This is a genomic window from Streptomyces spiralis (assembly GCF_014654675.1).
Lineage (GTDB): Bacteria > Actinomycetota > Actinomycetes > Streptomycetales > Streptomycetaceae > Streptomyces > Streptomyces spiralis.
Genome location: NZ_BNBC01000013.1, coordinates 16,227 through 32,751 on the forward strand (window position 1 = coordinate 16,227; position 16,525 = coordinate 32,751).

Genomic DNA, 16,525 nt, shown 5'->3' on the forward strand with positions numbered 1-16,525 from the left:
GCGGGCCTACGGCTTGGGGCTCGGTGCCTGCGGGTTGCGGCTCAGCACAGCCCGGTCGGCTTGGACGCCCGGCAGAAGTTGTGGGCGAAGGCGTTGCCGCGCTTGGCGGTCTCCTGGTTGATCAGGTCGGCGGGGGAGTTGTCGCGCAGCGAGTTGTCCCGGATCCGGTTGTTGTCGTTGGTGGCCCCGACGAAGCTCTTGAAGAGCACGATGCCGCCCGACAGCGGGGAGGTGCCGGAGTTACCGGTCACCTCGTTGCCGGTGACGTCGGTCTTCTCCGCACCGGTCAGGACGATGCCCGAGCCCTGGAGGAAGGGCAGCCGCTCGGTCTTGGCGCAGTACTTGTTGTTCTTCACGACCCGGTTGCCGCGCACGGTCAGCGCGCCCGCCTTCGGCTTGTTCTCGTCGCCGACGACGAAGACGCCCGCGCAGTTGCCGGTGATGTCGTTGGAGGTGACGGTCAGGTTCCGCAGCCGGCGGACGGTGACGCCGATCCGGTTGTTCTCCATGCGGTTGCTGGTGATCAGCGTGCCTTTGGTGTCGGTGGCGCCCTGTTCGGCGGTGATCGTGTTGGCCAGGAAGATGCCCGCGTCCCCGCTGTTCCGGACGGCGTTCTCCCGGTACGCGCTGTGCTGGGAGCGCTCCTCGGCGAGGCCCCACACGGCGTTCTTCTCGGCGGTGACGCGCCGTACGGTCAGCCCGTCGGTGCCCACGGCGAGCACCCCGGCGCGGGAGAAGCCCGTCACCTTCAGATCGGAGACGGTGACACCCTTGAGCAGCTTGGTCTTGGTGCCGGAGACGCAGATGCCGTTGCCGCGCTTGCCGCAGTCGTCCGTGGCCTTCGGCGCCGGCTTGAGGACGGTGGCGTTGCCCATGCCGCGCAGGATCAGGCCGGGCGTCGTCACCTTGACGCTCTGGTGGTAGGTGCCGGGCAGCACGAGCACGGTGTCGCCCGACTTGGCGGCGTCCACCGCCTTCTGAATCGATTCTCCGGGGTGCACCATGTGCGTCCGCTGCCCCCCCGACTCCGGAGACGCGGCGGCGACGCAGGAAGCGACGAGCGCTGCCGAACTCACGAGCAAGACGATATGGCGTTTCTTCATATTCTGTACGCTATGACCCGATAAGCCGCCAGGCTGGGGCATGGGCCGTCCGAGGGCGTGTCGCGGGCGCGTGCGGGTGCGCGCAGGCGCGTGAGGGAGCGTACGAGCGCGCAGGGGGGCGTACGCGAGCAACGGGCGCGCAGGTGCGGTGAGGTGCGCAGGGCGCGGGTGAGGTGCGCAGGACGCCGTCAGGTGCGCAGGGCGCGGCCGATCTCCAGGTCCGTGGCGCGCAGTGGCCGGCCGTCCTCGAGCTCCCACAGGCAGTTCTGGAGCACCCGGCCCAGCGTCCAGGCGCGGGCCCGCTCCCGGTCCAGCCCCAGCGAGCCGGTCAGCGCGTCGAAGCGCCGGACGGTCTCGGCGGGGTCGTAGCGGTTCCACAGTGCCGGGAACAGTTCGAAGCCGGGGTCGCCGGCCAGCGGCTTGGGGTCGATGGCCAGCCAGGGCTCGCGCCGGCCGCCCCCGGCCTCGCGCCCGGCGGCGAGGACGTTGTCGTAGTGCAGGTCCCAGTGCAGCAGCCGGTCGCCCGGTTCCGCGGCGAGCTCCCGTACCGCCGCCGCGCAGTCCGCGAGCAGCCGGCGGTCCGCGGGGTCCGGGACGCGTTCCAGGGCCCGTGGCGTCTGCTCCAGCATGCCCCGCGCGATGTCGCCCAGCCGCCGTATCCCCGCCGGGGCGGCCACGGAGGTCAGCCGGGCCAGCAGAGCGCCGATGACCGCGACGGCCTCACGGGTGTCCGGCACATGCGTCAGCGTGCGGGAGGAGTCCAGCCGCTCCAGCAGCAGCGTGCCGGTGGGCTCGTCGTGCTCCAGCAGCCGTACGGCCCCGTCGCCGTTCCACACCCGCAGCGCGACCGGCTCACCCGCGCTCTCCTCGTCCAGGAGCTGGAGCTTGAGCGCGGCCGGTGTGCTGTCTGCGCGGACCACCGGAAGGACCAGCGCGCACACCCCGTACATCGGCGGGCCGTCGACGCGCAGCTCCCACCGCCGCAGGAAACCGGCCGCTCGCCGCGGCAGGCCGGCGACGAACGCCCGGCCCGCCGCCCCGTTGAATTTCTCCTGAGAAGCGGCCAGCTCGGCGGGCACCTCGATCACGTTCCCGACCATACTGGCGCCTGTGAACGGGGTCATCCGGTTTCGGCGCGGGTTCCGGGCGGTGACGGACTACGTCCGCAGCGCCCCGGGGACGTACGTCTGGCTGCTGATCCTGTTCCTCACCACCGTCGCCCTGCACCACATGTCGCCGGAGTTCGAGGAGGACTTCCTGCGGCAGCGTTCGACGAACCTCCATGAGCTGTCGGACAACCCGGTGCGGGTGCTGTTCGCCAGCGCGATGTGGATCCCGAGCGGCCGGTGGGCGCCGTACGTGGCCCTGTACACGGTCTTCCACGCGCAGGCCGAGCGCTGGCTGGGCACGCTGCGCTGGCTGCTGGTGTGCGCGGCCGCGCATGTGCTGGCCACACTGATCAGCGAGGGCGCGCTGCTGTGGGCGATCCGGCTTGGCGTGGCCCCCGAGTCGGCCGTCAACACGCTCGACGTCGGCGTGAGTTACGCGTTCGCGGGGGTGGTGGGGGTGCTGACCTACCGGTTCCCGCGTCCCTGGCGGTACCTGTACGCCGTCACCGCGCTCGTCTACTTCGGGGTGCCGCTGCTGACCGGGCGCACCTTCACCGATCTCGGGCACTTCACCGCCGTACTGATCGGACTGGCCTGCTTCCCGCTGGTCCCGGGCCGCGGACGAGCGCGGAAAAGCACGGAATCCGAAGGAGACACCGGCGGCTCCCAGAGGTTAACGTCCCGCTCATGAGCAGCTCGGCAGGCGCCGCGGGCGGCGGCATCGTGAACAGCGGCACGGTGAACGGCGGTATTTCCTTCTGGTTCACGGACGACGGCCTCCCGGCGGTGCGGGAGCCGCTGACCGGGGACGCGAGCGCCGACGTGGTGATCGTCGGCGGCGGGTACACAGGGCTGTGGACGGCGTACTACCTGAAGAAGGCGGCGCCCTTCCTGCGGATCACCGTCCTGGAGCAGAAGTTCTGCGGCTACGGCGCCTCCGGCCGCAACGGCGGCTGGCTCTACAACGGCGTCGCCGGCCGCGACCGGTACGCGAGGCTGCACGGCCACGAGGCCGCCGTACGCCTCCAGCGGGCGATGAACGACACCGTCGACGAGGTGATCCGGGTCGCCGCCGAGGAGGGCGTCGAGGCGGACGTCCACAAGGGCGGCGTGCTGGAAGTGGCCCGCACCCCCGCCCAGCTGGCCCGTCTGAAGGCCTTCCACGAGCACGAGCTGGGATACGGCGAGAAGGACCGCGAGCTGTACGGCGCCCGGGAGACCGCCGAGCGGATCCGGGTCGCCGACGCGGTGGGCTCCAGCTGGACCCCGCACGGCGCCCGGCTGAACCCGGCGAAGCTGGTCAAGGGCCTCGCGGCGGCCGTGGAGGCGCTCGGGGTGACAGTCCACGAGGCGACACCGGTCACGGAGATCCGCCCCAAGCACGCGGTCACCCCCTACGGCACCGTCCGTGCCCCCTATGTGCTGCGCTGCACCGAGGGCTTCACGGCCTCCCTCAAGGGCCAGCGGCGCACCTGGCTGCCCATGAACTCCTCGATGATCGCGACCGAGCCGCTGAGCGACGAGCAGTGGGAGGCGATCGGCTGGTCGGGCCGCGAGACGCTCGGCGACATGGCGCACGCCTACATGTACGCCCAGCGCACCGCCGACGGCCGGATCGCGCTCGGCGGACGCGGAGTGCCGTACCGTTTCGGCTCGCGCACCGACAACGACGGCCGCACCCAGCGGGAGACGGTGGAGGCGCTGCGGGACATCCTCGTCGGCTTCTTCCCCGCCCTGGCCGGGGTGCGGATCGCGCACGCCTGGTCCGGGGTCCTCGGGGTGCCGCGCGACTGGTGCGCGACCGTCACCCTGGACCGTACGACGGGCCTGGGGTGGGCGGGCGGCTACGTCGGCTCGGGCGTGGCCACCACCAATCTCGCCGCCCGCACCCTGCGCGACCTGGTCCAGCAGGACTCCGGGCAGGGGGGCCGCACCGAGCTGACCGACCTGCCCTGGGTGAACCACAAGGTGCGCAGGTGGGAGCCGGAGCCGCTGCGCTGGCTGGGCGTGCAGGGCATGTACGCCACCTACCGAACGGCCGACCGCCGCGAGACGCTCACCCACAGCGCCCGCTCCTCCCGGCTGGCACGGATCGCCGACCGCGTGGCGGGACGTGGCTGACGCTCCCTCAATTCCATGTTCCCGACGGCTCGGACGGTGCGGTCCGGTCGAATCTTTACGCCTTGATTGCCATCACGAGCACCTCCTGTCGCTGCCGTCCCCAAGAAGCTGTGTGCCGTATGTGTGTTCACCTACGCCACGGCTCCCAGGGGAGGGCACTTCATGGCGGCCACAAGCCGGCACAGAAGACGCACGGCGGCGGTACTCATCACCACCGCTGCACTAGGACTGACCATCACTCAGGCCCAGGCGGCGGGACGCGGCACCGATCCCTTCGGTGTCCGCGCCCTGCGCCACCAGGCCCAGCTGCACGAGCGGCACCAGGGGGTGTCGCCCTTCGCCGAGGACGGCGACGACGACGGCGGCGAGGGCGAGGAGATCGCCGAGCAGGCCGACCAGTACGCCGAGGCCCGAACCTCGCCCGGCATCGTCGCGCCGGGCGCCTACGGAGCGGCCTACGAGTCGCTGCGGAACCTGCCGCGCATCGGCGGCAGCTGGCGGGACGTCACCCGGCTGCCCTACGACTCCGACGACCCCCGCTACCGGGACGTCAACTCCAACTCCAGCGGCGGCGCGGGCCGGGTCACCGGACGGGTCACCGGGCTGGCCGCCGACGACCACGGCTATGTGTACGCCGGTTCGGCCAACGGCGGCGTCTTCCGCTCCCGTACCGGCGGCGGCCACTGGACCGAGATCTCCGACCGGCTCCCGGCGCTGTCCACCGGCGACCTGGAGCTCGACGGCCGCGGCCGGCTCTGGTACGCCACCGGTGAGGCGAACACCAGCTCCACCGCGTTCCTCGGCACCGGCGTCTACGTCCTGGACGACCCGCGGCACGGCAGCTTCAGCCGGCGCGACCGGGTCGGCGGCGACGAGCTGGAGTCGACGTCGGTCCACGCGCTGCGGTTCGCCGGCGACAAGGTGTGGGCGGCGACCACGCGGGGCGTGTGGAGCCACTCGACGCGGACGCTGAAGGGCCCGTGGAAGCTGGAGTTCGCCCCCAACCCGGACTATCTGCCCGGCGGTCCGAAGGCGGCCGACCCGGGCGCCGCGTACAAGAACATCGCCAACGACATCGCCGTCGACCCCAGGAACCCGGACAAGGTCGTCCTCGCGGTCGGCTGGCGCGGGGGCGACGACTACAACGGCTTCTACGCCAAGGGCGGCAACGGCGGCTGGCAGCGGCTGACCGGCCTCGGTGACCTGCCGAGCGACAGCGGGGACGTCGGCAACGTCACCTTCGCGCGCAGCGCGGACGGCTCCCGCTACTACGCGATCGACCAGTCGCCCGAGCAGACGAACGAGAACCCCGACAGCGGCCTGGAGGGCGTCTTCGTCTCGAAGTCCGGCTCCCCGACCGGCCCGTGGACGAGGATCGCCGACTACAAGCAGCTGCGCGACTCCGGCTCGGCGCTGACCGGCGACGGATACCAGCCGGGCATCCAGGCCTGGTACAACCAGTTCCTCGCCGTCGACCCGAAGAACCCCGACCACGTCTACGCGGGCCTGGAGGAGGTCTTCGAGACGAAGGACGGCGGCACGTCCTGGACCGTCCCCGGACCGTACTGGAACTTCGGCTTCAAGTGCTGGTCCATCGACCCGTCCAGGCAGTCCGGCTCCTGCCCGCCCACCGTCCACGCCGACCAGCACGCCGTGGCGATCGGCAGCGACCACGGCCGCTCCTACGTCGTCGTCGGCGACGACGGCGGCGCCTACCGCCGCCCGCTGAACGGCAGCGCCGACGCCGCGGGCCACGCCACCGACTGGACCTCGCTCAACGACGGCACGATGGACGCCCTGCAGTACTACTCGGTCGGCGTCGGCACCGACCCGGCCGGCCGGGGCGTCGACGTCACCGGCGGCCTGCAGGACAACGGCCAGTCGATCCTGCGCCCGCACGACCGCGTGATGGGCTCGAACTTCGGCGGCGACGGCGGCGACACGATCACCGACCCGGCCAACGGCTGCAACACCGCGCAGGAGTACGTCTACCTGGCGGTGTCGGTCACGCAGAACTGCGCGGTGAACGACGGCTCCTGGTCCACCGACCCGGCCAAGGCGACCACCTGGTCCGTGGCCCCGCCCGACAACGCGACCGGCGAGGCCCGCTTCATCGCCCCGCTGAACGCCGACATCAAGGACAAGAACACCTGGGTCGCGGGCGGCCGGCACGTGTGGGTCAACATCAAGGGGTGGGCGATCCGCAGCGGCAGCCAGTGGTTCGGGGCGTACGACCTCGGTGCGGGCCGCACCGCCACGGCCGTCGCCTCCTCCGGGGGCAAGGTGTACGCGGCCTGGTGCGGTCCCTGCAACAACCAGGGCTTCACCCGGGGCATCGCGGTCGGCAACGCCGACGGCACCGGCTGGCACGAGCTGACCCTGCCGGTGGACGGGACCGTCCCGAACCGGTACCTGTCGGGGCTGGCGATAGACCCGGCCGACGCGAACCACGTGCTCCTCGCCGTCAACGGCTTCTCCCGCAAGTGGACCGAGGGCCCCGGCGCGGGTGTCGGTCACCTGTTTGAGACCCGGGACGGCGGAGTGACCTGGAAGGACGTCTCCGGGAACCTGCCGGACGTCCCGGCTAACTCGGTGGCGCTGCTGCCGGGCGGGACGGTCGTGCTGGGCACCGACCTCGGTGTCCTGGTCCGTACGCCGAGGTCGCACGGCTGGCAGGTGGCGGGCGGCAACCTGCCGACCACCGCGGTCATGCAGCTGCGCACCGGCCCGGACGGCCTGCTGTACGCGGCCACGCACGGGCGGGGCATCTGGGCGATCGATTCGCGGCGCCTGCGCTGACCGCGGCGCCCGCCGGTCGCGCGGTGCCGGTCGTGCGGCAGGAGGGTCCCGAGTGCGACTCGGGGCCCTCTCTGGGGGCGTTCGGCGCGGGTCAGGCCACCGACTCCCGTACGGCCTCCCGCGCCGGACGCGTGTTCCTGGGCGCCCGCGCCGTCACCATCAGGCCCGCGACCAGTCCGGCCAGGAGCATCACGGCGGCGGCCCACCAGATGGCGACCGTGTAGCCGTGCACGACGCCCTCCGGGACCACCCGGGCCCGGTCCGCCGGGCTGTGCAGATGGGCGGTGATGTACGCGGCGCTGCTGGTCGTGGCGATGGTGTTGAGCAGGGCGGTCCCGATCGAACCGCCCACCTGCTGCGAGGTGTTCACCGTCGCCGAGGTCACGCCCGAGTCCCGCTCGGCGACGCCCGCGGTCGCGGTGGCGAACACCGGCATGAAGGTCAGGCCCATGCCCAGGCCCATGAGCAGCAGCGCGGGCAGCACCTCGGAGGTGTAGTGCGAGGCGACCGTCAGCCGGGTCAGCAGCAGCATGCCGCCCGCCGCCAGGACCATGCCGGGGACCATGAGGGCGCGCGGTGCCACCCGGTGCATCAGCCGGGCCGAGATCTGCGTGGAGCCGATGACGATCGCCGCGGTGAGCGGCAGGAAGGCCAGGCCCGTCCGCAGCGGCGAGTAGCCGAGGATGCCCTGCAGGTAGTAGGTCATGAACAGGAACAGCCCGAACATGCCGATCACGGCCAGCAGCATGGTCAGGAAGCAGCCGGCCCGGTTGCGTTCCCGGATGATGTGCAGCGGCAGCAGCGGCTTGGGCGCCCGGGTCTGCCAGGTCACGAACGCCGCGAGCAGGGCCACCCCCGCCGCGAACAGGGCCAGCACCAGCGGATCGGTCCAGCCGCGCGGCTGGGCCTCGCTGAACCCGTAGACGACGGCCACCAGTCCGCCGCAGCCCAGCACTGCGCCCGGCACGTCCAGGCGGGCGCCCGCGTCGCCCGGCCGGTCGCGCAGCAGGGCGAACGCGCCGAGCACCGCGACGACGGCGATGGGCACGTTGACGTACAGGCACCAGCGCCAGTTCAGATACTCGGTCAGCAGGCCGCCGACGATGAAGCCGATCGCCGAGCCGCTGCCCGCGAGGGCGCCATAGATGCCGAACGCCTTCCCGCGCTCTCTGGGGTCGGTGAACGTCGTGGTCAGCAGGGAGAGCGCGGACGGGGCGAGCACGGCGGCGAAGGCGCCCTGCAGCGCGCGGGCCCCGAAGAGCATGCCCGAGGACGTGGCGCCGCCGCCGAGCGCGGAGGCGGCGGCGAAGCCGACGAGCCCGATGACGAACGTGCGCTTGCGACCCACCAGGTCGGCGATCCGCCCGCCCAGCAGGAGCAGCCCGCCGAAGGCGAGGGTGTAGGCGGTGACCACCCACTGGCGGTTGCCGTCGGAGATGCCCAGGGCGTGCTGCGCGGAGGGGAGCGCGATGTTCACGATGGTCGCGTCCAGGACGACCATCAACTGCGCGAGCGCGATCACGACAAGGGCCCACCAGCGGTGGGTGTCGGCGGCCCGGGCGTGCCGGGGAGGGTGCCCCGCGTGACTGTGGAGCAGTGGGCCGGCACGACTTCCCTGGTGCCGGTGTGGGGGACGTTTAGGGGAGGACTCACCTTTTCGGGTGATACTCATGCCGCCAGAAGACCACGAAGCCGGGCGAATTGCACATCTCAAGCCTGCTTGAGGTCGAGAGGGTCCCGGTGGCCCCGGCGGCGGCCGAGGCCGGGCTGTGCGAGGGCGAGGGTGACCGCGGTGAGGGCGCTGGTGAAGGAGACCTCCGAGAGGACGCCGGGGGCCGCGACCTGGTCACCGGCCAGGTAGACGCCGTTGCCGCGGTCGATGGCGGGGCGGTCGCGCCAGCTGGTGCCGGGCGGGTCCACGGCACCGGTACGGCCGCTCGCGACCGCTTCCCGCCGCCAGGTCACCCGCTCCCGCCAGCCGGGAAAGCCCAGGTCGAGCAGTTCCTCGGCGCGGGCGACGCCGTCGGCGCGGGACTCGTGGGGCGCGAGCGGGATCTGTCCCTGGATCAACTGCTCACCGGCCGGGGCGAGGGTGCGGTCCTGCGCGGTGAAGCGTTCGATCCAGCCGGGCGCGTCCAGGTCGGAGACGGCGAACGCGTCGCCGCGACGCGTGCGCACCGCCAGGTCGATCAGGGCCGTACGGCCGCTGGGCCAGGTCAGCGAGTCGTCGCCGAGGAGCCGGCGGGCGGCGTCCAGGGAGGTGGCGACGACGACGGGGGTGTCGGTGGGCAGCGTGTCGACGCGGGACAGGGTCTCCACCCGCACGCCCAGGTTCCAGGCGTGGGCGGCCATCCGGTCGACCACGCTCGCCCAGCCGCCGCGCGGGTAGTGCGCCTCGGGCGGCAGCTTGGTGGCGCGGCGCAGCCGCTCCTGCACGAAGGCGGCCGACAGCGCGCCCGGGTCGTGGTGGAACAGGGCGACGGCACTGTAGTGGGCGGCTGCGCGGGCACCTTCTTCGCCCGCGATGCCGGTCGCCCAGGTCAGGAAGTCGACGTCCACGGGCGCCTGCGGCAGTCCGCGCCGCAGCAGCTTGAGCATCGCGAAGGGCGGCGTGCGGCGCAGTGCGCCCTGGTACCGCAGCCGGAGCCGGGTGGCCTCCAGCGGCGGCAGCGGGCCGAGCGGCCCGATGAGGTCGCGCCTGCGGAGCCAGGCCCAGTGCGGGCCGCCGTTGTAGAGGGCGTGCGGGCCGTCGTTCGTCCGGTACGGGCCCTCCGCCGTCCGCGCCCGTCCGCCGAGCGTGTGGTGGGCCTCGTACACGGTGACCTTGGCGCCCGCTTCGGCGGCGGAGATGGCCGCGGTCAGTCCGGCGAGGCCGCCGCCGATGACGGTGATGCGGTGCATGGGTGGGGTCCCCCTCTGGTCGGGTTCCGGTCGCTTGCGCCTTCGCCGGTTACGACTCCCCGAGAGCCCGGTTTGTGACATCGCGGGTGTTCGCGCAGGTCAGCCGCGTTGTCAGTGGTGGGGTGCAGCATGGGGGCATGGCGAGGAGAGCGAGCGGCGGGGCGGGCGGGCGCGGTGCGGTGAAGGCCGCACGGCGGCCGGAGGTGCGGCTGCCCGCGCTGGAGGAGTACGGCGGCGGGGCGCTGTCACCGGACGGGGACTACGACGGGCTGGAGTTCCGGGACGCGGACTTCGCCGGGCAGGACGGCGCGGGCGCCCGCTTCATGGACTGCGCACTGCGGGGCTGCGCGCTGGACGACACGTCACTGCGTCACGCGCGCCTGCTCGACTCGGTCCTCACCGGCGTACGGGGCGTGGGCACCGACCTCGCGGAGTCCACGCTGCGCGACGTGGAGCTGGCCGACGCCCGCCTCGGCGGGACGCAGCTGCACGGCGCGGTGCTGGAGCGGGTGTGGATCCGGGGCGGCAAGATCGACTATCTGAATCTGCGCAAGGCGAAGCTGCGGGACGTCGTCTTCGAGGGCTGCGTCCTCGTCGAGCCGGACTTCGCGGGAGCCCGGCTGGAGCGGGTCGAGTTCCTGGACTGCGCTCTGAAAGGCGTGGACCTCAGCGCGGTGACGCTCACGGACGTGGACCTGCGCGGGGCCGCGCCGCTGGAGATCGCGGCCGGCGTGGACCGGCTGGCGGGAGCGGTGATCAGCACCGGCCAGCTGCTCGACCTGGCGCCGGTCCTGGCGGCGGAGCTGGGGCTCCGGGTGGAGGGGTGACGTAAATGGGTTCGTTCTACGGGAACGTGCTGGTGGCGCGGGCGTGCGAGGCGGTCGTGCCGCTTCTGGACGGCCAGGGCCTCAGGGGATTCGCGCTGCCGGCGGGACCGGAGCACACGGTGATCTACCCGGACCCGGAGACTTCGGGGCCCGACCTCGCCGGGCCGCTGAGCAAGCTGCTCGCGGCGCCCGCGCTGGGCATGTACCTCTTCGACTCCGACGTCCTCGTGATGACGCTGTACGAGAACGGCGACCTGAGCCACTTCTACGACTCGTTCCCCGGCTACTTCGACGAGCCGGAGGACGACGGAGAGGATCCGCCGAGCGCCGAGGAGCCGTTCGAGTGGCCCGAGCCGACGGGCGCCGACCCCGACGCCTTCCTGCCGCTCGCCGCCGGCCCCGTGGACCGGGCGGCGCTGGAGTCGGTCCTGCGGTGCATACCCATCGACCCGGAGGACGGGGAGGACGGACGATACGTCTTCGCCGAGGCGCAGCACTTCGACGCGATGGACTGCCTGCGCCTGAACGCTCCGCGCCTGACCACCGGCTACCGCTACCTCACGCAGGGCGATCTGCCGTACGGGACGACGGCCGACGACCTGGTCCTCCTCGGCGGGACCCAGCGGCCCACCGCGCGAACCTGACGGCCGACGGGCCGGCCGCCGGGCCGGCGTCCCGGCTCACGGCAGGCGGGGGAAGCGGGCCTGGAGGGTCCAGATCGCCGGGTTCTCGGCCAGGTCGTCGTGCATGTCCGTCAGGTCGGCGATCAGGTCGTGCAGGAAGTCCCGGGCCTCGCGGCGCAGTTCGGAGTGGGAGAAGGAGAGCGGGGCCTCCTCGGCCGGCATCCAGTCGGCCTCGATGTCCACCCAGCCGAAGCGGCGCTCGAAGAGCATCCGGTCGGTGGACTCGGTGAAGTCCAGCTCCGCCCGCTGCGGCCGCGCCGCCCGCGAGCCGGCCGGGTCCCGGTCCAGCCGCTCCACGATGTCGCACAGCGCCCAGGCGAAGTCGAGCACCGGCACCCAGCCCCAGGCCGTGGCGACCTCCCGGTCCGCCTCGGTGTCGGCCAGGTACACATCGCCGCAGAACAGGTCGTGGCGCAGGGCGTGGACGTCCACGCGGCGGTAGTCCGTCTGCGGAGGGTCGGGGAAGCGGTTGGAGAGGGCGTAGCCGATGTCGAGCACGTAGCAGATGGTGTCACGCCCGCCGCATAAGATCGCACATGTGTACCGATCCGTACCGGTTGCCCGAGCCGCCGTGGCCACCACGGCCGTCCTGGCCCTCGCCCTGACCGCCTGCGACGGCGGTGTCCACGGCACCCCGGGCGGTTCCGGCCTGCGCGACGCCTACTTCCCCAAGGCGGGCAACGGCGGGTACGACGTCACGCACTACGGCCTCACCCTCGCCTACGACCCGCACCACCGCCGGCTCACCGGCACGGCCCGGATCACGGCCCGGGCCACCAAGGACCTCTCCGCCTTCGACCTCGACCTCAAGGGGCTCACGGTGCAGGGCGTGACCGTCGAGGGACAGCGCGCCCGCTTCCAGCGGGCGGGCCAGGAGCTGACCGTCCGCCCGCACGACGAGCTGGACAAGGGCGAGACGTTCGACGTGACGGTCACCTACTCCGGCACCCCGCAGACCCTCACCGACCCCGACGGCTCCAAGGAGGGCTGGCTGTACACCGCCGACGGCGCGCTGGCCCTCGGCGAGCCGGTCGGATCGATGGCATGGTTCCCCGGCAACGACCACCCCTCGGACAAGGCCGCGTACGACATCGCCGTCACCGTGCCCAAGGGGCTCCAGGCCGTCTCCAACGGCGAGTTGAAGTCCACGACGACCAGCGGCGACCGGACGACGTACCGCTGGCACACCGCCGAGCCGATGGCGAGCTACCTCGCCATGGTCGCGATCGGCAACTTCAAGATCACTCGCTCGGTGCTGAAGAACCATCTGCCGGTGTACGCCGCCGTGGACCCCACCCAGGAGGCCGCGAGCCGCGCGGTGCTCGCGAAGCTCCCCGGGATCATCGAGTGGGAGGAGTACAACTTCGGTCCGTACCCCTTCTCCTCCACCGGCGTGGTCGTCGAGCGCGGCGAGGACGCCGGCTACGCCCTGGAGACCCAGAACCGGCCCGTCTTCCCCGGCGCCCCCGGCACCCGCACCCTCGTGCACGAACTCGCCCACCAGTGGTTCGGCGACTCCGTCACCCCGGCGTCGTGGCGGGACATGTGGCTCAACGAGGGCTTCGCGACGTACGCGGAGTGGCTGTGGGAGGAGGACCACGGCGGCCCGAGCGCGCAGGAGACCTTCGACGCGCTCTACCGGGGCGAGGACGAGAACGTCGACCCCGAGGAGCTCTGGGCCTTCCCGCCGGCCAGACCGAGCGACGCCGCGCACATCTCCGCCCACCCCGTCTACGAACGCGGCGCGATGGTCCTGCACAAGATCCGTCAGAAGGTCGGCGACGACGCCTTCTACGACATCGTCCAGGGCTGGGCCGCCGCGCACCGCCACGGCAACGCCACCACCGCCGAGTTCACCGCCTACGTCGAGAGGAAGGCGCCGGGCAAGGACTTCGGCGAGATCTGGAAGGACTGGCTGTACGGCGACGGCAAGCCGGCGCATCCCTGAGCCGGGCCCACGGCGGTCACACCGGCCGCCGCAGATCCCGCCGCATCGCCGCGCGGGCGGCCCACACGGCCCGGGCGTGCTTCAGCCGCTGCTCCTGGAACTCGGCGGAGTCCAACGGCGGGCTGCCGGCGGCGAACGCCTCCAGCAGGTCCCGCAGGGTCGTGTAGACGGCCTCGATGACATCCGCCATGGTTTCCGGCGCGCAGATCAGCGCCGACTCGCGCACCTCGTCGCACCCGGAGGCCCGGAACGCCTCCCGCACGGCCGATTCCAGAGCCGGCCCCGGCTGCCCGCGGTGCGTGACGGCGGCCGTGTGCATGGCCTCGTAGGCCTGCCGGTACTTCGTCAGGCAGGTCACGTATATCGCCTTGCGCTCCTGCCGGGTGCGCTCGGCCAGGTCGCGCCGCCACCGCACGCGGTCGGCGAGCAGGGTCGAGGTGACGCCGACGAGCGCGCCGAGTCCCGTACCGGCCAGGGTCGTCCAGTCCATCAGCAAATGGTGCCTGGCCGCAGCGCGGTCACGCCGACTCGGGTCGGCCCAGTTCCTTGCGCAACACCGCGCAGGGCCGGTGGAGTTCCCGGTCCGGGCGGTGGTCGATGACCTCGTAGCCGAGGGCGGTCCAGAAGGCGAGGCCGCGCGGGTTGTTCTCCAGCACGGCGAGGCGTACGGCGGTGCGGCCCGCGGCGCGGAAGCGGTCCTCGACCAGGCCCGCCAACCGCCTTCCGTGGCCCCGCCGCTGAGCCGCCGCTTCGACCATCAGCAGGCCGATCCACGGGTCCGGGTCGGCCGGGTCGGGGTGGTGGGCGAGGGTGATCGCGATGCCCACCAGGCGGCCTTCGCTGCGGGCGAGCAGCACCTCCACGTCCGGGCGGGCCAGATCGTCGGCAAGAGCGGCCGCCACCTGTTCCGGACGGATGTCGTCCGGGTCGGGGAACTCGCCGCTGAGGGCGTGGAAGTCGCGGTTGGAGGCGTAGAGCGCGGTGAGTTCGGTCAGCAGCTCGCCGGGCAGGTCGTGGTCCGGGGAGAGGGACAGAGGCTCGATGATCATCCCGGCAACGTATCGCGGACGGCGCGGGCGGGGCGAGGCACTCGCACCGGCTTCATGGGACGAGACGGGCGCGGGCACGGGAGCGGGGCCCCCGCCCGCTCGAAGGCCGGGGCCCCGCCGCCGCACATGGCTGCCGTCAGACGTTGACGCCGAAGTCCTGGGCGATGCCCACCAGACCCGAGGCGTAGCCCTGGCCGACCGCGCGGAACTTCCACTCCGCGCCGTTGCGGTACAGCTCGCCGAAGACCATGGCCGTCTCGGTGGCCGCGTCCTCCGAGAGGTCGTAGCGGGCGATCTCCGCGCCGCCGGCCTGGTTGACGATGCGGATGTAGGCGTTGCGGACCTGGCCGAAGTTCTGGCTGCGGTTCTCGGCGTCGTAGATCGAGACCGGGAAGACGACCTTGTCGATGTCGGCGGGGAGCGCGGCGAGGTTGACGTTGATCGCCTCGTCGTCGCCGGAGCCCTCGCCAGTGCGGTTGTCACCGGTGTGGACGATGGTGTTGTCCGGGGTCTGCTTGTTGTTGAAGAACACGAAGTGGGCGTCGGAGTACACCTTGCCCTGCGCGTTCACCGCGATCGCGGAGGCGTCCAGGTCGAAGTCCGTGCCGGTGGTCGTGCGGACGTCCCAGCCGAGGCCCACGGTGACGGCGGTCAGGCCCGGGGCCTCCTTGGTGAGCGAAACATTGCCGCCCTTGGACAGGCTTACAGCCATGGTGGGGGAGTCCCTTCCCTCGTTGCGTGTGCGGACGAAGCTACCGCCACCCCTATGAACGCCGAGAGGGGTCCCCATGGTTCCGGATGTCTTTACCTTTTTTACCAACCCGGGTTCGAACGCCCCTGGTGCCGCCCCCCGGGAAAATGCGGTGACGTGACCCGGACAGGCGCGGGAACATGGACGGCATGTCCGGTCCCTATGTCATCCGCGGCTCCGTCGCGCTCCCCGAGGCCGAACTGGCCTGGCGCTTCTCGCGGTCCTCGGGGCCCGGCGGACAGCACGTCAACACCAGCGACACCCAGGTCGAACTGCGCTTCGACCTGGCGAACACCGAGTCCCTGCCCGAGGTGTGGAAGCAGCGCGCCCTGAAGCGGCTGGAGGGCCGGCTCGTCGACGGGGTGGTCACCGTCCGTGCCTCCGAGCACCGCTCCCAGTGGCGCAACCGCGAGGCCGCCGCGGTGCGGCTCGCCGCCCTGCTCGCCGAGGCGACCGCGCCCCCGCCCAAGACGCGCAGACCGACCCGTATCCCGCGCGGCATCAACGAGCGCCGTCTGCGGGAGAAGAAGCAGCGCTCGGAGACGAAGCGCGGCCGCTCCGGACGGGACTGGACGTAACCGCCCGCCGCGGCCCCGTTCACCCGGCGGTGTCGCCCACGAGCTCCCGCACGCCCACCGTCTGCCCACCGCTCGTCTCGCCGTTCGTACGAAAGCCCAGCCCCAGGTAGAAGCCCTCCGGGCCGTCCGGACCGGGATGCCAGGTCACGTACATCCGCGTGCCGCCCCGGCGGCGGATCTCGGCGGCGACCGCCTCGACGGCGAACCGGCCGTAGCCGCGGCCCTGTGTCCCGGCGTCGATGTTCAGCCGCCACAGTCCCGAGCGGATCGTGCTGCCGTCCAGGTGCCAGTCGATGTCGAAGAACGCCATCAGGAAGCCCACCGGGCGGTCCCCGTCGACGATCAGACGCGGCCAGGCGACGCCCGGATGGACGTAGGCCTCCGCCAGGGACTTCACGACCGGAGCCACCGCGTGCTCCTGGTCGGGACGGACCCGGATGCCGAGCGCGGCATCGAGATTGCCCGCGGTGATCTCTTCCAGGCGGGGCACGGACACGGCGGAGCCGGCATCCACGGCGGCGTCAGAGCTCGTCACCCGCGCACCGTAGGCCGGACCCCCCACCCACGGCCACCGAAATACCGGCCCACATGCTCCGGGCCATCCGGCCCACCGGGGTCTCCGGCGTACCGGCTTTCCGGGCCACTGGCCCATCCTG

The 16,525-nt window shown here is 72.3% G+C and carries 16 protein-coding genes; 7 read left to right on the forward strand and 9 right to left on the reverse strand.

Annotated features, from left to right (window positions below; all coding sequences use genetic code 11):
• Positions 1-41 precede the first annotated feature (41 nt).
• A complete protein-coding gene (locus tag IE318_RS15530) occupies positions 42-1,103 on the reverse strand; it encodes a right-handed parallel beta-helix repeat-containing protein (RefSeq protein WP_189900714.1) in 1,062 nt (353 codons plus the stop codon).
• Between the two features lie 188 nt (positions 1,104-1,291).
• Entirely contained in the window at positions 1,292-2,203 is a 912-nt protein-coding gene (locus tag IE318_RS15535) for an aminoglycoside phosphotransferase family protein (protein WP_189900716.1), read from the reverse strand.
• A 10-nt stretch (positions 2,204-2,213) separates the two neighbouring features.
• Here IE318_RS15535 and IE318_RS15540 point away from each other — a divergent pair, with 10 nt between their 5' ends.
• From IE318_RS15540 to IE318_RS15550, 3 genes are all read left to right on the forward strand, one after another.
• A complete protein-coding gene (locus tag IE318_RS15540; protein WP_308438574.1) occupies positions 2,214-2,903 on the forward strand; it encodes a rhomboid-like protein in 690 nt (229 codons plus the stop codon).
• Positions 2,900-4,333 (forward strand): NAD(P)/FAD-dependent oxidoreductase, encoded by a 1,434-nt coding sequence (locus IE318_RS15545; RefSeq protein ID WP_189900718.1) that lies wholly within the window; start codon positions 2,900-2,902, stop codon positions 4,331-4,333. The genes IE318_RS15540 and IE318_RS15545 overlap by 4 nt, the downstream gene beginning before the upstream one ends.
• A gap of 162 nt (positions 4,334-4,495) precedes the next feature.
• Positions 4,496-7,132 (forward strand): beta propeller repeat protein, encoded by a 2,637-nt coding sequence (locus tag IE318_RS15550; RefSeq protein WP_189900720.1) that lies wholly within the window; start codon positions 4,496-4,498, stop codon positions 7,130-7,132.
• Between the two features lie 91 nt (positions 7,133-7,223).
• On the opposite strand, the gene IE318_RS15555 is transcribed toward IE318_RS15550, so the two are convergent.
• Together IE318_RS15555 and IE318_RS15560 are read right to left on the reverse strand one after the other, a co-directional pair.
• Positions 7,224-8,804 carry an MFS transporter gene (locus IE318_RS15555; protein ID WP_189900722.1) on the reverse strand — a complete coding sequence of 527 codons (1,581 nt, stop codon included), beginning with the start codon at positions 8,802-8,804 and terminating at the stop codon, positions 7,224-7,226.
• A gap of 38 nt (positions 8,805-8,842) precedes the next feature.
• Positions 8,843-10,033 carry an NAD(P)-binding protein gene (locus tag IE318_RS15560; protein WP_189900724.1) on the reverse strand — a complete coding sequence of 397 codons (1,191 nt, stop codon included), beginning with the start codon at positions 10,031-10,033 and terminating at the stop codon, positions 8,843-8,845.
• Positions 10,034-10,170: 137 nt separating this feature from the next.
• Between IE318_RS15560 and IE318_RS15565 the strand changes: the two genes are divergently transcribed.
• The gene (locus IE318_RS15565) at positions 10,171-10,860 is read left to right on the forward strand and encodes a pentapeptide repeat-containing protein (protein ID WP_189900726.1); all 690 of its coding nucleotides are present in this window, start codon (positions 10,171-10,173) and stop codon (positions 10,858-10,860) included.
• 5 nt (positions 10,861-10,865) lie between these two features.
• Positions 10,866-11,504 carry a hypothetical protein gene (locus IE318_RS15570; protein WP_189900728.1) on the forward strand — a complete coding sequence of 213 codons (639 nt, stop codon included), beginning with the start codon at positions 10,866-10,868 and terminating at the stop codon, positions 11,502-11,504.
• 36 nt (positions 11,505-11,540) lie between these two features.
• On the opposite strand, the gene IE318_RS15575 is transcribed toward IE318_RS15570, so the two are convergent.
• Positions 11,541-12,041: a hypothetical protein gene (locus tag IE318_RS15575; protein ID WP_030164911.1), complete on the reverse strand. Its 501-nt coding sequence runs from the start codon at positions 12,039-12,041 to the stop codon at positions 11,541-11,543.
• Between the two features lie 7 nt (positions 12,042-12,048).
• On the opposite strand from IE318_RS15575, the gene IE318_RS15580 reads away from it, so the two are divergent.
• On the forward strand, positions 12,049-13,491 hold the full coding sequence (locus IE318_RS15580; protein WP_189900730.1) for a M1 family metallopeptidase: 1,443 nt from the start codon (positions 12,049-12,051) through the stop codon (positions 13,489-13,491).
• A 16-nt stretch (positions 13,492-13,507) separates the two neighbouring features.
• Here the strand turns inward: IE318_RS15580 and IE318_RS15585 are convergent, their stop codons facing one another.
• The 3 genes from IE318_RS15585 to IE318_RS15595 all read right to left on the reverse strand — a co-directional run bounded on the left by IE318_RS15585 (position 13,508) and on the right by IE318_RS15595 (position 15,252).
• A complete protein-coding gene (locus tag IE318_RS15585; RefSeq protein WP_189900732.1) occupies positions 13,508-13,981 on the reverse strand; it encodes a hypothetical protein in 474 nt (157 codons plus the stop codon).
• A 28-nt stretch (positions 13,982-14,009) separates the two neighbouring features.
• Entirely contained in the window at positions 14,010-14,540 is a 531-nt protein-coding gene (locus IE318_RS15590) for a GNAT family N-acetyltransferase (protein WP_189900734.1), read from the reverse strand.
• A gap of 136 nt (positions 14,541-14,676) precedes the next feature.
• Positions 14,677-15,252, reverse strand: coding sequence for a TerD family protein (locus IE318_RS15595; protein ID WP_030164923.1), 576 nt, complete (start codon positions 15,250-15,252; stop codon positions 14,677-14,679).
• Between the two features lie 179 nt (positions 15,253-15,431).
• Here IE318_RS15595 and arfB point away from each other — a divergent pair, with 179 nt between their 5' ends.
• Complete coding sequence (gene arfB / locus IE318_RS15600; RefSeq protein WP_030164927.1) at positions 15,432-15,869, forward strand: alternative ribosome rescue aminoacyl-tRNA hydrolase ArfB; 438 nt, start codon at positions 15,432-15,434, stop codon at positions 15,867-15,869.
• Between the two features lie 19 nt (positions 15,870-15,888).
• On the opposite strand, the gene IE318_RS15605 is transcribed toward arfB, so the two are convergent.
• Entirely contained in the window at positions 15,889-16,404 is a 516-nt protein-coding gene (locus tag IE318_RS15605) for a GNAT family N-acetyltransferase (RefSeq protein WP_229903534.1), read from the reverse strand.
• Positions 16,405-16,525 lie beyond the last annotated feature (121 nt).

Excerpts from the sequence above, each read along its gene's own strand:
- IE318_RS15580 (WP_189900730.1), top strand. The coding sequence starts at position 12,049 with ATGGTGTCACGCCCGCCGCATAAGATCGCACATGTGTACCGATCCGTA.
- IE318_RS15565 (WP_189900726.1), top strand. The coding sequence starts at position 10,171 with ATGGCGAGGAGAGCGAGCGGCGGGGCGGGCGGGCGCGGTGCGGTGAAG.
- IE318_RS15590 (WP_189900734.1), bottom strand. The coding sequence starts at position 14,540 with ATGATCATCGAGCCTCTGTCCCTCTCCCCGGACCACGACCTGCCCGGC.
- IE318_RS15585 (WP_189900732.1), bottom strand. The coding sequence starts at position 13,981 with ATGGACTGGACGACCCTGGCCGGTACGGGACTCGGCGCGCTCGTCGGC.
- IE318_RS15535 (WP_189900716.1), bottom strand. The coding sequence starts at position 2,203 with ATGGTCGGGAACGTGATCGAGGTGCCCGCCGAGCTGGCCGCTTCTCAG.
- IE318_RS15570 (WP_189900728.1), top strand. The coding sequence starts at position 10,866 with ATGGGTTCGTTCTACGGGAACGTGCTGGTGGCGCGGGCGTGCGAGGCG.
- arfB (WP_030164927.1), top strand. The coding sequence starts at position 15,432 with ATGGACGGCATGTCCGGTCCCTATGTCATCCGCGGCTCCGTCGCGCTC.
- IE318_RS15595 (WP_030164923.1), bottom strand. The coding sequence starts at position 15,252 with ATGGCTGTAAGCCTGTCCAAGGGCGGCAATGTTTCGCTCACCAAGGAG.
- IE318_RS15550 (WP_189900720.1), top strand. The coding sequence starts at position 4,496 with ATGGCGGCCACAAGCCGGCACAGAAGACGCACGGCGGCGGTACTCATC.
- IE318_RS15545 (WP_189900718.1), top strand. The coding sequence starts at position 2,900 with ATGAGCAGCTCGGCAGGCGCCGCGGGCGGCGGCATCGTGAACAGCGGC.
- IE318_RS15560 (WP_189900724.1), bottom strand. The coding sequence starts at position 10,033 with ATGCACCGCATCACCGTCATCGGCGGCGGCCTCGCCGGACTGACCGCG.
- IE318_RS15530 (WP_189900714.1), bottom strand. The coding sequence starts at position 1,103 with ATGAAGAAACGCCATATCGTCTTGCTCGTGAGTTCGGCAGCGCTCGTC.
- IE318_RS15555 (WP_189900722.1), bottom strand. The coding sequence starts at position 8,804 with ATGAGTATCACCCGAAAAGGTGAGTCCTCCCCTAAACGTCCCCCACAC.